The 14,882-nt window shown below is 72.0% G+C and carries 13 protein-coding genes; 7 read left to right on the top strand and 6 right to left on the bottom strand.

Features of this window, described 5'->3' with window-relative positions:
• The first annotated feature begins 26 nt into the window (after window positions 1-26).
• The 5 genes from sigM to ACWER9_RS25040 all read left to right on the top strand — a co-directional run bounded on the left by sigM (window position 27) and on the right by ACWER9_RS25040 (window position 4,574).
• Window positions 27-743 (top strand): RNA polymerase sigma factor SigM, encoded by a 717-nt coding sequence (gene sigM / locus ACWER9_RS25060; protein WP_452304122.1) that lies wholly within the window; start codon window positions 27-29, stop codon window positions 741-743.
• On the top strand, window positions 740-1,750 hold the full coding sequence (locus ACWER9_RS25055; RefSeq protein ID WP_452304121.1) for a hypothetical protein: 1,011 nt from the start codon (window positions 740-742) through the stop codon (window positions 1,748-1,750). The genes sigM and ACWER9_RS25055 overlap by 4 nt, the downstream gene beginning before the upstream one ends.
• A 184-nt stretch (window positions 1,751-1,934) precedes the next feature.
• Window positions 1,935-2,885 (top strand): thioredoxin-disulfide reductase, encoded by a 951-nt coding sequence (trxB, locus tag ACWER9_RS25050; RefSeq protein WP_452304120.1) that lies wholly within the window; start codon window positions 1,935-1,937, stop codon window positions 2,883-2,885.
• A gap of 31 nt (window positions 2,886-2,916) precedes the next feature.
• On the top strand, window positions 2,917-3,240 hold the full coding sequence (gene trxA, locus ACWER9_RS25045; protein WP_030331849.1) for a thioredoxin: 324 nt from the start codon (window positions 2,917-2,919) through the stop codon (window positions 3,238-3,240).
• A 170-nt stretch (window positions 3,241-3,410) separates the two neighbouring features.
• Window positions 3,411-4,574: an N-acetylmuramoyl-L-alanine amidase gene (locus ACWER9_RS25040; protein ID WP_452304119.1), complete on the top strand. Its 1,164-nt coding sequence runs from the start codon at window positions 3,411-3,413 to the stop codon at window positions 4,572-4,574.
• A gap of 13 nt (window positions 4,575-4,587) precedes the next feature.
• Here the strand turns inward: ACWER9_RS25040 and ACWER9_RS25035 are convergent, their stop codons facing one another.
• Window positions 4,588-5,253 (bottom strand): GNAT family N-acetyltransferase, encoded by a 666-nt coding sequence (locus tag ACWER9_RS25035; protein WP_452304118.1) that lies wholly within the window; start codon window positions 5,251-5,253, stop codon window positions 4,588-4,590.
• A gap of 295 nt (window positions 5,254-5,548) precedes the next feature.
• Between ACWER9_RS25035 and ACWER9_RS25030 the strand changes: the two genes are divergently transcribed.
• Window positions 5,549-6,862: an aminotransferase-like domain-containing protein gene (locus ACWER9_RS25030; protein WP_452304117.1), complete on the top strand. Its 1,314-nt coding sequence runs from the start codon at window positions 5,549-5,551 to the stop codon at window positions 6,860-6,862.
• Between the two features lie 7 nt (window positions 6,863-6,869).
• Window positions 6,870-7,871 (top strand): D-alanine--D-alanine ligase family protein, encoded by a 1,002-nt coding sequence (locus tag ACWER9_RS25025; RefSeq protein WP_452304116.1) that lies wholly within the window; start codon window positions 6,870-6,872, stop codon window positions 7,869-7,871.
• A gap of 74 nt (window positions 7,872-7,945) precedes the next feature.
• On the opposite strand, the gene ACWER9_RS25020 is transcribed toward ACWER9_RS25025, so the two are convergent.
• The 5 genes from ACWER9_RS25020 to ACWER9_RS25000 all read right to left on the bottom strand — a co-directional run bounded on the left by ACWER9_RS25020 (window position 7,946) and on the right by ACWER9_RS25000 (window position 14,677).
• A complete protein-coding gene (locus ACWER9_RS25020; RefSeq protein ID WP_452304115.1) occupies window positions 7,946-9,082 on the bottom strand; it encodes a hypothetical protein in 1,137 nt (378 codons plus the stop codon).
• A gap of 1,493 nt (window positions 9,083-10,575) precedes the next feature.
• A complete protein-coding gene (locus tag ACWER9_RS25015) occupies window positions 10,576-11,592 on the bottom strand; it encodes a ParB/RepB/Spo0J family partition protein (protein ID WP_452304114.1) in 1,017 nt (338 codons plus the stop codon).
• Between the two features lie 27 nt (window positions 11,593-11,619).
• Entirely contained in the window at window positions 11,620-12,693 is a 1,074-nt protein-coding gene (locus tag ACWER9_RS25010; RefSeq protein ID WP_452304113.1) for a ParA family protein, read from the bottom strand.
• A gap of 507 nt (window positions 12,694-13,200) precedes the next feature.
• Window positions 13,201-14,055 (bottom strand): 16S rRNA (guanine(527)-N(7))-methyltransferase RsmG, encoded by an 855-nt coding sequence (rsmG, locus tag ACWER9_RS25005; protein WP_452304112.1) that lies wholly within the window; start codon window positions 14,053-14,055, stop codon window positions 13,201-13,203.
• Between the two features lie 4 nt (window positions 14,056-14,059).
• Entirely contained in the window at window positions 14,060-14,677 is a 618-nt protein-coding gene (locus ACWER9_RS25000) for a Jag family protein (protein WP_452304111.1), read from the bottom strand.
• Window positions 14,678-14,882: the final 205 nt, after the last annotated feature.

The raw sequence follows: 14,882 nt of genomic DNA, 5'->3' as shown, positions 1-14,882 counted from the left end.
GGACCCCGCACCCGCTGGACGCGGTGATGGACGCGCGTGCGGCAGCAACGGACCTGGAGCTGTTGCGCGCGCACGTCTCCGGCGACCGGGACGCCTTCGCCGAGCTGTTCCACAGGCACCGCGACCGGTTGTGGGCGGTGGCCCTGCGGACGCTCGGCGACCGCGAGGAGGCAGCCGACGCACTCCAGGACGCCCTGCTGTCGGCTCATCGGGCGGCGGCCCGATTCCGGGGTGACTCCGCCGTCACCACCTGGCTGCACCGGATCGTGGTGAACGCCTGCCTGGACCGGATCCGACGCCGGCAGTCGCACCCCACCGTGCCGCTGCCGGACGGCAACCGGGCCGCGGACGGATCGGGCACCGGAGGGCTGGAGCCAGCGGCCCCGGCCGAGGACCACGACACCGTGCTTGTGGTCCGCGAGGCGCTCGCCGCGCTGCCCCTCGATCAACGCGCCGCGCTGGTGCTCGTCGACGTGCAGGGCTATCCGGTCGCCGAGGTTGCCCGCATCCTCGGCGTCGCCGAGGGGACGGTGAAGAGCCGGTGCGCCCGGGGTCGGGCGCGGCTGGCGGTGCTGCTCGGGCATCTCCGCCCCGCTGCCGGCGCGACGCCGTCCACCCGACTGGACCCCGCCGCCCCGGTCATCGGCGTGCCCGGCGTCACGCCGGGGAACCCCGGCCCGGTGGAGGGCGTCGGATCGGGGTCGGGCCGGTTCCGGCGCGACGCCAACCAGGAGGACACGTGACGACCGAGGGGTTCCGGGAGGTCGACGCCGACCTCCTCGCTGACTACCTCGGCGGGGCGTTGGTCGGCACCCCGCAGCAGGACGAGGTCGCCCGACTGGTCTCCGCTGACCCGTCCTGGGCCGAGGCCCACGCGCTGCTGGCCTCTGCCGTGACCGAGGTTCGGACGGACCTGACCCGGTGGGCCGAGCCCTCTGCGGAGATGCCGTCGGCGATCACCGACCGTCTCCTTGCCGCGCTGGCCTCTGCCGGGCCGACGAACGACACCTCCACCGTCTCCCGGCCCGGCGTCGATCCGGACGGTGACGCGCCGACACCGTTGGTCGTGCCCGCGCAGGGCGGAGCCGGTCGCCGGCCGGCCGTTCCCCCGCCCGGCGGGGCGGCGCGCCGGGCGTCCAGCGGTCCGGGCCGCCGCCAGCACGGCTGGGCCCGCCGCCACGCGCCGGTGGCCGCCGCCGTCATCGCCGTCATCGCCGTCGCGCTTGGCCTCAACCAACTGTCGACGCTCACCTCGGAGGACTCCGGCAGCACCAGCACCATGGACCGGCCGGCCAGCGCGCCCGAGGACGCCGCAGGGGCCGGCACGGTCCGCACCACCGGGCCGACACTGCGCAGCGGTACGAACTACACCCCGCAGACCCTCGGCAACGGCTACGGCACGGACGCGCCGAGCGCACCGGCTGCGAGTCGGGCGACCGACGACACCCTCAGCGAGCAGCCGGGGGTGGATGCCGAGGGCGGCCGCCGCCCCTCCCCGGACGGGTCGAACCAGCTGGCCCGGTTGACCGACGAGGCCGCGCTGACCACCTGCCTGGCCACCGTCGCGGCGGAGCACGGGGCGGCCCCGCTGGTGGTCGAGGTCATCGACTACGCGCGGTTCCAGGGCGACCAGGCGCTTGTCATTCGTTTCACCGATGCGACCGGGGCCCGGTGGGCCTGGGTGAGCGGCCCGGAGTGCGGAGTGCCCGGGTCCGGCTCGGACAGCCGGTATTCGGCGCGGGTAGGGTGAATCCCACGGTCGATGGCACGATGACCACCCGCGTGACCTGACCCACCGGATGCCCGGCTCGGGAATCCCCGGTTCGTACGATGACGTTCTGGAAGTCAGCTGCCGGCCCCACCCAGGCGTCGGCAACTCGGATCAGCATCGGTGCTCGCGCCGACGCCGAACACACACAACTCGGGAGACGGCAGTGGACGAGGTCCGCAACCTGATCATCATCGGCTCCGGGCCGGCCGGTTACACAGCGGCGGTCTACGCCGCGCGCGCCAACCTGAAGCCGCTGATCATTGAGGGCGTGCAGTCCGGTGGCGCGTTGATGACCACCACCGAGGTGGAAAACTTCCCCGGCTTCGCCGACGGCATCCTCGGCCCCGAGCTGATGGACAACATGCGCAAGCAGGCCGAGCGGTTCGGCGCCGAGTTCCTCACCGACGACGTGACCCGGGTCGAGCTGGTGGACACCGGCGACGCCGGCTCCGGCGCGGTGAGCACCGTCTGGGTCGGCGAGACCGCCTACCGGGCGCGATCCATCATCCTCTCCACAGGTTCGGCCTGGCGTCCGCTGGGCGTGCCCGGCGAGCAGGAATACCTGGGCCACGGCGTCTCGGCGTGTGCCACCTGTGACGGCTTCTTCTTCCGCAACCAGCAGATCGTGGTCGTCGGCGGCGGCGACTCGGCGATGGAGGAGGCCACCTTCCTCACCCGCTTCGCGGAGTCGGTCACCATCATCCACCGCCGCGACTCGTTCCGGGCCAGCAAGATCATGGCCGACCGGGCGCTGAGCAACGAGAAGATCAAGGTCGAGTGGAACAGCACCGTCGAGGAGATCCTCGGCGACGACGGCAAGGTCACCGGCGTACGCGTCCGCAACGTGCACACCGGCGAGACCAAGGTGATGGACGTGACCGGCGTCTTCGTCGCCATCGGTCACGACCCTCGCAGCGAGCTGTTCCAGGGCCAGGTCGAGCTGGACGACGAGGGCTACGTGAAGGTCCACGCCCCGAGCACCCGCACCAACGTGCCAGGTGTCTTCGCCGCGGGCGACGTGGTCGACCACACCTACCGTCAGGCGATCACCGCGGCCGGCACCGGTTGTGCCGCCGCGCTCGACGCCGAGCGGTTCATCGCGACGCTCAGCTGAAACAAGGAACACATCCCGGAGGAGGGGCATAGTGGGAACAACCAAGGCGGTCACGGACAAGAGCTTCGTCGCTGACGTGCTGCAGGCCGACAAGCCGGTGCTGGTGGACTTCTGGGCGGAGTGGTGCGGGCCGTGCCGCAAGGTGTCGCCGCTGCTCGAGGAGATCGCCCGGGAGATGGGTGACCAGGTCACCATCGTCAAGCTCAACATCGACGAGAACCCGGAGACCGCGCGGGCCTACCGGGTGATGTCGGTGCCGACGCTCACCGTCTTCAAGAACGGCCAGCCGGTCCAGTCGATCGCTGGTGCCAAGCCGAAGGGCGAGCTGGTCCGGCTCATCGAATCGGCTCTCTGACCAGCAGAAACATCAAACGAACCCCGTACCCGCCCACCGGGTGCGGGGTTCGGCGTCTTCCCGGCCGTACCGTCGACGTATTTCTCGGCCCGGCCACCTCGCCGCCCCGCAACGCATAGCCTCAAGCCTGGGCCGCCCGGCCAGCCAGCGTCGTGCAGAGGGGGTCGTGCGTGCGTCCGATCCGACCCGGTGACCGGGGACCCGCGGTCACGGAGATCCGTACCATCCTGACCGGCCTCGAACTTCTCGCCGCCGACGGCCCGCACACCGACGAGTTCGACCTCGACACCGAGCGGGCGGTCCGCGCGTTCCAGCAGTCGCGAGGGCTCAGCGTGGACGGCCGGGTCGGAGCGGAGACCTGGCGCGCTCTGGACGCCGCCCGCTGGCGGCTCGGCGCCCGCACCCTCTACCACGCCGTCCCCGAGCCGCTCACCGGCGAGGACGTCCGGTCGCTGCAGGAGCGACTGCTGGAGATGGGGTACGACGCGGGCCGCGCGGACGCCATCTACGGTGTCCGGACCTCCCGGGCGCTGGCCCAGTTCCAGCGGGAGGTAGGGCTCACCCCGGACGGCTCCTGCGGACCACACACCATGAACGCCCTGCGCCGGATCGGCCGCAAGGTCGTCGGTGGTCGGCCACAGTGGCTCCGCGAGTCAGACGCGATCCGGCAGTCCGGGCCCGCGCTGGTCGGCAAGACAGTCGTCATCGACCCGGGGCACGGCGGCACCGACCCCGGGATGGTGGTGCCCGACGGCTCGCTGCGCTGGACCGAGGCGGACCTGGTGCACGACCTGGCCAGCCGGCTGGAGGGGCGGCTCGCCGCCTCCGGGGTACGCGTGCAGCTCACCCGGGGGCCGTCGCCCGACAGCTGCCTGCCGGACACCGAACGGGCCCTGCTCGCGAACTCGCTCGGTGCCGACGTCTTCATCTCGCTGCACCTGGACGGTCACGCCAACCCGGACGCGGAAGGCGTCGCGACCTACCACTACGGCACCGACAACGGGGTGACCTCGGCGACGGGTGAACGCCTGGCGGGGCTGGTGCAGCGGGAGATCGTCGCCCGCACCGGGCTGCGGGACTGCCGCACCCACGCCAAGACGTGGGAGTTGCTGCGACTGACGCGGATGCCCGCCGTCCGGGTCGAGGTCGGCTACCTCACCTCGCCGACCGACCGCGCGCACCTTGTCGACCCCCGGTTCCGGGACCGGGTGGTGGAGGCGATCGTCGCCGCGGTGCAGCGGATGTACTACCCCGTCGAGCGGGACGTGCCGACCGGGTCGCTCGACGTCAGCGAACTGCGTGCCGTCGTGACCGCCGGCACGGTGGTCGACTGAGCCGTCGCCGACGTCAGCCGTTCGTGGAACGGGTGGCCGGGGCGGGACGGACCGGCCGGAGCAGGGTCTCCGGGCTCATCGACCCGAGCAGCTTCTCCAACGCGTACTCGACGTCGGACTTCCAGCTCAGCGCCGTACGCAGCTCGAGACGCAGCCGAGGGAAGCGCGGGTGCGGACGGACGGTCTTGAAGCCCACGGAGAGGAAGAAGTCGACCGGGGCGACGCAACCACCGGCCGGGTCGTCGGCGTTGCCGAACTTGGCATCACCGAACGCCTCGATCGCCTTGATCCCGCGCTTGGTGAGGTCCCGGGCGACCCCCTGCACCAGCATTCGCCCCAACCCACCGCCGGCGAACGCGGCGACGACGTTGGCCGTCATCAACAGCACCGCGTCCGCGGAGACCGGTGAGGTCGGGAAGGCCATCGAACGGGGCACGTAGGCGGGCGGGGCGTACATCACGAAACCGGCCGGCATGCCGTCGACGTACGCGAGTTTGCCGCAGGAGCCCCACTCCAGCAGCGTCTGGGAGACCCACGCCTCCTTCTCCAGGCCCGGGTCACCGGCCGCGCAGGCCCGGTCCGCGGAGACCGGATCGAGCTCCCAGTAGACGCACTGCCGACATGGGCGCGGGAGGTCCTCCAACGTGTCGAGGGTCAGGCTGACCAGACGTCGCGACATATGGCGCATCCCCACAATAGGCTCGGTGGTGAGACCGGCATGGAACGACAGCGCCGCCTTCCTGCCCCCGACGAGCGATCGTACGCCGCCGATCGGCGATGCGGGAGGGGACGCGCAGATGCCCACCGCTGCGGGGGACGCCGACGACGGTCCGCCATGTGGTCGATCTGCCTCGGCACGGCAGCAGCCCGCCGCAGGCGGACTAGGATCGACAATCGGTGTGTCCGCCGCCATGGTCAGCGGCGTGCGGGGTACCCGGGGCGGGAACCACCCGAGCAGCGATCGAGGTGAGGTCATGACCGGCACGACACTCGACGACTACACCGACCGGTACGCCCGGCGGGTCCGCGGCATGACCGCCTCGGAGATCCGAGCACTGTTCGCGGTGGCCAGTCGTCCGGAGGTCGTCTCGCTCGCTGGCGGTGCACCGTACATTGCCGCCCTTCCGCTGGACGCGGTCGGCGAGATGCTCGGCCGGCTCGGCTCCGAGCACGGCGTGAGCACCCTTCAGTACGGCATCGGTCAGGGCACCCTCGATCTGCGCGAGCGGATCTGCGAGGTGATGTCGCTCTCCGGGATCGACGCCGCGTGCGGGGCCTCGCCGGAGGACGTCGTGGTCACCGTGGGCGGGCAGCAGGCACTCGACCTGGTCGCCCGGCTCTTCCTCGACCCGGGCGACGTGGTGCTCGCCGAGGGGCCGACGTACGTCGGGGCGCTCGGCGTGTTTCAGGCCGCCCAGGCGCAGGTCGTCCACGTACCGATGGACGAGGACGGGCTGATCCCGGAGGCGCTGGAGACGGCCATCGCCGACCTGGCCCGCGCGGGCCAGCGGGTGAAGTTCCTCTACACGATCCCCACCTACCAGAACCCGACAGGTGTGACGCTCAGCGAGGAGCGCCGGGAACGGGTGCTCGACATCTGCGAGCGCGCCGGCCTGCTCGTCGTCGAGGACGACCCGTACGGTCAACTGGGGTTCGAGGGTGAGGCCCCGGCTCCGCTGCGGGCCCGCCGCCGGGACGGCGTCTTCTACCTCAGCACCTTCTCCAAGACCTTCGCCCCGGGGCTGCGGGTCGGCTGGATCCTGGCGCCGCACGCGGTCCGCGACAAACTGGTGATCGCCAGCGAGGCGCAGATCCTCTGCCCGAGCGGTTTCGCCCAGGCCGCAGTGGCCACCTACCTGCGCACGATGCCCTGGCGGCAGCAGCTCAAGGTCTACCGCGAGGTCTACCGGGAACGCCGGGACGCCCTGCTCGACGCCATGGCCGACCTGATGCCCGAGGGCACCAACTGGACCACGCCGACCGGCGGTCTCTTCGTCTGGGCCACCCTGCCCGACGGGCTCGACTCGAAGGCCATGATGCCGCGCGCGGTCGCCGCTCGGGTCGCCTACGTCCCCGGCACGGGCTTCTACGCCGACGGCACCGGCACCGGCGCCATGCGGCTCAATTTCAGCTTCCCGCCGCCCGAGCGGATCCGCGAGGGCGTCCGCCGGTTGGCTGGTGTCATGGAGCAGGAGATCGCGATGCGCCGGGTCTTCGGCGCGGTGGGTGGCGCCGGCGGCCGACGTGGCCGGGCCGGCTCCGACGTGCCCGGGCCCGACTTGGCATGATGCCGGCATGGGTACGACCGCCGAGCGCCTCCTCGTGACCGATTCCGCTGTCGCGGCCGACCTGCGCGTCGTGGTGCTCGCGGGTGGGCTCTCCTACGAACGGGACGTGTCGCTGCGCTCCGGTCGTCGGGTGCTCGACGCGCTGCGCGCCGTCGGGGTGGAGGCCGAGCTTCGCGACGCGGACGTGGCGCTGTTGCCGGCGCTCGCGGCCGACCCGCCGGACGCGGTGGTCATCGCACTGCACGGCGCGACCGGCGAGGACGGCTCACTGCGCGGAGTGCTGGATCTCTGCGACATCCCGTACGTCGGCTGCGACGCCCGAGCTTCCCGGGTCGCCTGGGACAAGCCCTCGGCCAAGGCAGTGCTCCGCGAGGCCGGCATCCCCACCCCGGACTGGGTGGCGCTCCCGCACGACCGGTTCTCCGAGCTTGGCGCGGTCGCCGTCCTGGACCGGATCGTCGACCGCCTGGGTGTCCCCCTGATGGTCAAGCCGGCGCAGGGCGGGTCCGGGCTGGGTGGGGCCGTGGTCCGGGACGCCGCCGCATTGCCCGCCGCCATGGTCGGCTGCTTCGCGTACTACTCCACGGCACTCGTCGAGCGGTACGTGTCGGGGATGGACGTGGCGGTCTCCGTCGTCGACCTCGGTGACGGCCCGCAGGCCCTACCGCCGGTCGAGATCGTCCCGCGCAACGGCGTGTACGACTACGCTGCCCGCTACACCGCAGGACGTACCACCTGGCACGCCCCGGCCCGACTGGACCCGGAGGTGGCTGTCCGGGTCGCTGACGTGGCTCTCGCCGCACACACCGCGCTCGGTCTACGGGATCTCTCTCGGGTGGACGTGATCGTGGACGCGGCCGGCCAACCGCACGTCCTGGAGGTCAACGTCTCGCCGGGCATGACTGAGACGTCACTGCTCCCGCTCGCCGTGCAGGCGGCCGGGCTGGACTTCGGCCGACTCCTCGGCACCCTGGTCGCCCGGGCGGCGGCCCGCCTCGCCGCCCACTGACCTACCGCGCTGCACCGCCCGCGGGTCGGCCAGAGGTAGACCCGACGGGGTCCAACCTCATGGCCGGTTCCGGGTCAGCGGCTCGCGCGTACGTCCGGAGTGCCGCTGCCGTTGGTGCGCGCGTCTCCGCCCGCAGTGTTGGTCTCCCCGTCGCCGGACTCCGGAACGGTCTTGCTGACGGCATCCCCGTCGGCGGGAGCGGGGTGGACGGGGGTCCCTGTCGTGGCGGCACTGTCGGTCGACGCGCTGTCGGTCGACGCGCTGTCAGATGCGGCGGTGCCGGATGCGGCGGTGGGGGCCGGGATGTCAGCGGCCAGGGTGCCGGGCGGGTTGGTGGCGGATGCCGGCCGATCGGAGTCGGTCGCCGAACCGCTCTCCATAGCCGGCCGAGCCGGCTCGGCCGATTGGTCGGTGACTGTCGCCGTCGGGCCGGCGTCCGTGCCCACGACCGGTTCGAGCGGGGGCGCGCTGTCGGCGTCGGTCGAACCTGGAGTCGAGTCGAGCGCCGGCTCCGGGATCTCCTCTGCCGCCTCGATGACCGAAACCGCCTCAGCGGCCGCTGCGGCTGCGGCGGCCTCCGCTGCGGCAGCGGCATCCGCGGCCGCGGACTGCGCAAGCAGACTCGACGGTGCCTGCCACTGGATGCGGGGCGGCTCGGCGAGCGGACGGCCGCCGAACTCGGCGAGCCAGGCGGCCACCAGCGCCAGATTCTCCCGCCACTGTGCCTCGGAAATCGGCGGCAGGATCGAGTCCCACAGGGACAGGAACGTCCCCCGCAGTTGAAGGCGGCCGTACGGACGGGCGAGGAACCACATGTGCAGATGAGCCGAGCCGTCGCCCCAGCGGTTGACGTGCACCCGCGCCACGCCGTCGAGCGACCGGATGGCCCGCTCCAGACGTACGGTCATCACCCCGAGCTCGGCGGCCAGGAGGTTCGGCAGGTCGCCGAGGTCGAGGTGGCTCCGAGACTCGAGGATGAGCACCATGGGCAGGCCGGTGGGCCGGTCCATGGCGCGTACCCGCCACCGTTCGCCCACCCAGATGTAGGCGTCGTCGGGTGCGTTGCAGGCGGTGCATTCCCGGAGACCCTCGCCCTTCCGGGGCGGTTCGACCGGGACCGGATCATCGAGATGCTTCACGTGGAGGTCGCCCTCGAAGGGGAACGACGGCCACTGGGTGAAGTCCGGGACTGAGGGAGGGGTGTCGTGCACGACGCTGACCCTAACCGAGTCTGGCACCGCTGTCCCTACCTGTTCGAGCCGTCCTGGACCCCCGGATCGGTGCCCGTCGTCCGCCGAGACCGCGAAGTCGCACAGGCCCCGAGAGGCGATATCCACAGGCTGCCGAGATCCTGAACACAGGCCGTCATCCACAGGTCCACACCCGCTCCCACGCGCTGTTTCACGTGAAACGGGGGGTGCCTGTGGACAACCGGTGTGGATAACTTTTTGGCCACTCGGTCGTTGTCCGCGAACCACCAGATCGCCGGCGTCGGCCATTCCCGGGTCCCGCTCTGGACGGGTCGCCTCCGATCGCAGCGCGGGCCGCAGCCGATGCGACATCCGCCGACCCACCGCCCGCCACCGACTCACGGCACGGCCCCGGGTAGACGGCTGGTCCGCTCGCCGTACCGTGTCGGCGCGGGCCCTCGACCCAGCGCCGGAACCGCCGGCAGCTCTCGCTCCGGGAAGCGGCAACCGACCCCACGTCGGACCTCCGATGGCGCGTTGACGCCGCAGGCACGCCACTCCGAGGTCGCGGGGTTCGGCTGCCCCCCGAACCGGGGGTCTCTGTTTCACGTGAAACGAGGCGCGCGGTGCCGAGTCGCCGGCTAGCGCCCCGCTGCCTCAGTCGGCTATCGGCGGGTGCCGCCAGACCACCACGCCCACGTGCTCAGCCGCGCCCATGGGGTTGACCATCGAAAGGGCGTTCCGCGCCACTCAGCGGCTCACTGACGCTTCAGGCAATGCAAGGGGTGGTTGCGGTCGAGTGAGCCAATCCGAAGCCTTCAGCGAGACGCCCAGCGGGCCGCCGTCACCGCATCCGCCCGCGGGGGCCGCTGCCCGGTAGTACCGCCCCGGCGTCGCCCCACCCGCCGCGTCCGCCGCCACCCACCCGTCGCCCACTCGCTGCGCCCGCCGCCGCCCGCCCGTCGCCCGCCCGCCCGTCGCCCGCCCGCCCGCTCGCCGCCCGCCCGCCCGTTGCCCGCTTGCCGCCGCCCACTCGCCCTCCGCTCAGGCCGCCCGCCCGCTGCCGCCGACCCCATCGCCCGCCGTCGCCCGTCCGCGGTAGTGGTTGCGAACAACAGGCACGCGCACCGCTCCGGCTGACAGCGCAGCGCATCCGAAGTCGGGTCGGCGTGGGTCTTCCGCCCCTGCCCCCACAGCACCTCATCGCGGCGGACAGGGTGAGCCGGGGTGTGACCGAGGGTTCGAGGACGAACGACGCCTCGTCGGGTGCGTGGATCGGCTGAAGCGTTCGGCCACCGCCGTTTCACGTGAAACCCGGCGACCCGCGCCGGCGCCGCGCCGCGCCGGGACGACCTCAGCACTCGGATACCGCAGATCGAAGCGACCCGGCAACCCGGCAACCCGGCAACCCGGCAACCCGGCAACCCGGCAACCCGGCAACCCGGCAACCCGGCAACGCAGAACGGCCGCGCCCCCGTGTGGGTGACGCGGCCGTTGTACCGGGAGTACGGGGGTCAGTCCCCGCTCTCCTCCTCCTGCTGCACGCCGATGATCCCGACGATCCGCTCGAGGTCGTCGACGGTGGCGAACTCGATCGTGATCTTGCCCTTGCTGCGACCGATGTCCACCTTCACCCGGGTGTCGAACCGGTCGGAGAGCCGATCGGCGAGATCGGTCAGGGCGGGCGCGTGTGCCTTGGGTCGCCGCTTCGCGGCCTGACCCTTCGCCGACCCGTCGTTGAGTGCCAGGGCCACGATCTCCTCGGTCGCCCGAACCGACAGCCCTTCGGCCACGATCCGCAGGGCCAGCTGCTCCTGCGCCTCCGCCTCGTCGAGGCTCAGCAGAGCGCGGGCGTGCCCGGCCGACAGGATGCCGGCGGCGACCCGGCGCTGCACCTGCGCGGGCAGGTTCAGCAGTCGGATCGTGTTGGAGATCTGCGGGCGACTGCGGCCGATCCGGCGGGCCAGCTCCTCGTGGGTTGCCCCGAACTCCTCCAGCAGTTGCTGGTAGGCGGCGGCCTCTTCCAGAGGGTTCAGGTTGGCGCGGTGGATGTTCTCCAGCAGGGCGTCGCGGAGCATCGCGTCGTCGCGAGTGTCCCGGACGATCGCCGGGATGCTCTCCCGCCCCACCGCCTGGGCGGCCCGCCAGCGCCGCTCGCCCATCACGAGTTCGTACTTCTCGTCGTCGAGCTGCCGAACGACGATGGGCTGGAGGAAGCCGACCTCCTGGATCGAGGTCTTCAGCTCCTCCAGTGCCTCCTCGTCGAAGATCTGGCGGGGCTGCTTCGGGTTGGGGATGATCGCGTCGACCGGGATCTCGGCGAATCGAGCACCGGGCACCGGGCTGAGCACGGGCTCCGGCTCGCGGACCGGCGCTGCTGAGGGCGCCGTGGCGACGGCGACGGCGCTCCCGTCGTCCATCGGTTCGTGCTCCGGCTCAGCCGTCGCGGTGCCGGCGGCATCCGGCGCCGGCCCGGTCGGGATCAGAGCCCCCAGGCCCCTACCCAGACCGCCCCGAGGACGGTTCTTCATGCCACGCCTCCAAGCGACTCGTCCGCACTACGCATTCCGGCCCACCGGCTCCTTGACGCCCCGCTCGGCGATCTCCTGGGCGGCCTCGAAGTAACTCGTGGCACCCCGCGATCCGGGATCGTAGGTCATCACCGACTGGCCGTAGCTCGGCGCCTCGGAGACCCGGACGTTGCGGGGGATGACCGCCTGGAGGACCTTGTCGCCGAAGTGGTTCCGGACGTCCTGCTCGACGGCGTCGGCCAACCGGGTGCGACGGTCGTACATGGTCAGCAGGATGGTCGAGACGTCGAGCTTCGGGTTGAGGTGCTGGCGTACCAGGTTGATGTTGTTGATCAGCTGGTTGAGCCCCTCAAGCGCGTAGTACTCGCACTGGATCGGGATCAGCACCTCCTGCGCGGCAACCAGAGCGTTGACCGTGAGCAGACCGAGCGAGGGCGGGCAGTCGATGAAGACGTAGTCGAACTCGCCCGGGTAGGCGGCGATCGCCCGGTCCAGACGCGACTCCCGGGCCACCACCGACACCAGCTCGATCTCGGCGCCGGCCAGGTCGATGGTCGCGGGTACGCACCAGAGGTTGGGGATGCCCTCGACCGCCTGTGCCACCTCGGCCAGCGGGACGCTGTTGATCAGGCAGTCGTACACGTCTGGGATTCCGGTGTGGTGTGGGACGTTGAGCCCGGTCGAGGCGTTGCCCTGCGGGTCGAGGTCGACCACGAGCACCCGGTTGCCGTGCAGGGCGAGCGCCACCGCAAGGTTGACGGTGGTGGTGGTCTTACCCACGCCGCCCTTCTGGTTGGCGACGCACATGACCCGGGTCCGGTCCGGCCGAGGCATGGTCACCTCGCCACTGGGATTCAGGATCTGCACGGCGCGCATCGCCTCCATAGCCAACGGTGGGTCATCCTCTTCGCGCGTCGGGGTTTCACGTGAAACGTACGTGGGGTCGGCCGCCACGGCAGCCAACGACTCGGTCGAAGCGACCGGTGCGGCGGCGACCACTGGTGCGGCGTCCCGAACGACCGCCGCGGTGGGCTGGTGCGGGACTGCCGGCTCGAAGCGCACCGCAGCGGCGGTGTTGCGGCGACCCGAGGTCGACCGCACCTCGGCGGCGTTTACCGGTCGACTCGATGCCTCAGGTGGCCGGCGGACACCCGCCGACTCCGGAGTGCCCGCGCCCTCCGGCCGCCCCGAGCCCGACGGCGGGTCCAGCGTCGCCGGCGGATCGCCGTCAATGGGTCGAGTCGATGGCCCGGTCGCGCCGGGCGACCAGCTCGGGTAGTCGGTTTCACGTGAAACGGGATCGCTTGTCGACCCGGTCACGCGTGGATCGTCGTACCTGCCGTCGTCATGCACCTGTCATCCCTGCCCGCTTCGGATGGTCGGTCCGCGCCCCGGTCAACTTGGCCGCACCACGCCCGCAACCCGGAGCGTACGGCCCACGGGAGCGGTCGGAGACCCGCGACGTCCGTCACCCGCTCCACACTATCGACGCGCGGTCAGCCTACGGCGGACAGGCGCGGCCGGTCCACGTCGGGTTCTCATCCCCTCGTCCATCCGTACCGGTACAACGAGGCAACCCACCGGCCGGAAGCCCGATGGCACGAAGTGTCAGCCTCGGCGGGGGCGCCCGGAACGGGCGCGCTTCTTGGCCGCCGGACGGGCCGGGCCGACCATCCGCTCACGCACGACCTCCACCACAGTGGTGGGCGGATCGACCACCCCGACGCCGCAGAGCCGCACGGTCGGCTCCCCGCCGCCGAGCCGCGCCACCACCTCGGCGTGCTCCTCGATCTCCGCCGCGGCGGACGACCCCTTGAGCGCCAGCAGGCGGCCACCGCGAACCGCCAGAGGGAGGCTCCAGCCCGCGAGCCGATCCAGGGGCGCGACCGCGCGGGCGGTCACCACGTCTCCACTGATCGGATCTCGACCGCTCGATCCGCTTGCTGCCTCGTCGGCCCGGCCGCGGAACACGCGGACCGACTTGGCCAGACCGAGCCGTTCCACGACCTCGATCAGGAACGACGTCCGTCGGGCGAGTGGCTCGATCAGGGTCACCGTCAGGTCGGGGCGGGCGATGGCCAGCACGAGACCCGGCAGACCGGCGCCGGACCCGACGTCAAGCACCGTCGCGCCGGACGGGATCCGCTCGGCGACCGCCGCGCAGTTGAGCAGGTGCCGATCCCAGATGCGAGGTGCCTCCCGGGGGCCGATCAGACCGCGGACCACGCCGTCGGTGGCAAGCAGTTCGGCGTACGCGGCGGCCAGGTCGAGGCGGTCACCGAAGAGGGTGAGCGCGGCCGGCGCCAACTCGGGCGGCAACGCCGCGTCGGCCGGGGACGGGGCAGTGTCCCGCCCGGTCGAGTCGGCGTCGACCTCGGAGGCAGCAGGGCGGACAGCGGACGGCCCGGGCGGTGTGCCGCCCGGGCCGGACACGGCGTCGGCCGTGGCGTCGTCGTGGGTCACCCGGTCAGTCCGCCGGCCGTACGACGATGCGCCGGTTCGGCTCCACACCCTCGGACTCGCTCGCCACACCGGACATGGCGTTGACGACGTCGTGCACGCACTTGCGCTCGAACGCGGACATCGCCTCCAGGCGGACCGGCTCGCCGTACTCCTTGACCTTCTCGACGGCGTTCTTGGCCACCGCGGCGAGTTCCTTGCGGCGGTTCGCCCGGTAGCCGCCGACGTCGAGCAGCAGGCGGCTCGGGGTACCGGTCTGCCGGAAGACGGCGAGGCGGGTCAGCTCCTGGAGCGCCTCCAGGGTGGCCCCGCGCTGGCCAACCAGGTTCTGCAGCCGCTCGCCGACCACCTCGACCATCGGACGGCCGGCGGCGACCAGCTCGTCGATGTCGCCGTCGTAGTCGAGGATGTCGAGCAGGCCCTCGACGTAGTCAGCGGCGATCTCGCTCTGCCGGAACAGGTCGCCCTCGCCCGCGGTCTTCTTCGCCCGGGTGCCAGCGGCGGTGTCGGTGTCGTCGTCCGCCTCGGTGTCATCGGCTTCGGTGTCGTCGCCGTCCACCGCGAGCGTGGTGGTCTCCTCCTCGTCGAGGGACTGCTCGGCGCGGGGGATGCTGGTCTCGGTCACGGTCTCATCTCCGTACTCGCTCGGCCGGACCCTCGGGTCCGACTGGTTTCCCATGGCCGGCGGGAGGTCGCCGGTGCCCACGGGCACGTCTGTACGGGCAGTCTCGCCCGTGGCCGCGCGGTGCGCGGTCGGTTCCACCCGGCGCCGGCCGTACGGCGGCTGCGCGGTGCGGAACGGGCCGCCGTCGGCGCTCCGACGGCGGCCC

Source organism: Micromonospora sp. NPDC003944, assembly GCF_053605225.1.
This window is presented reverse-complemented; position numbering and strand designations above follow the sequence as displayed.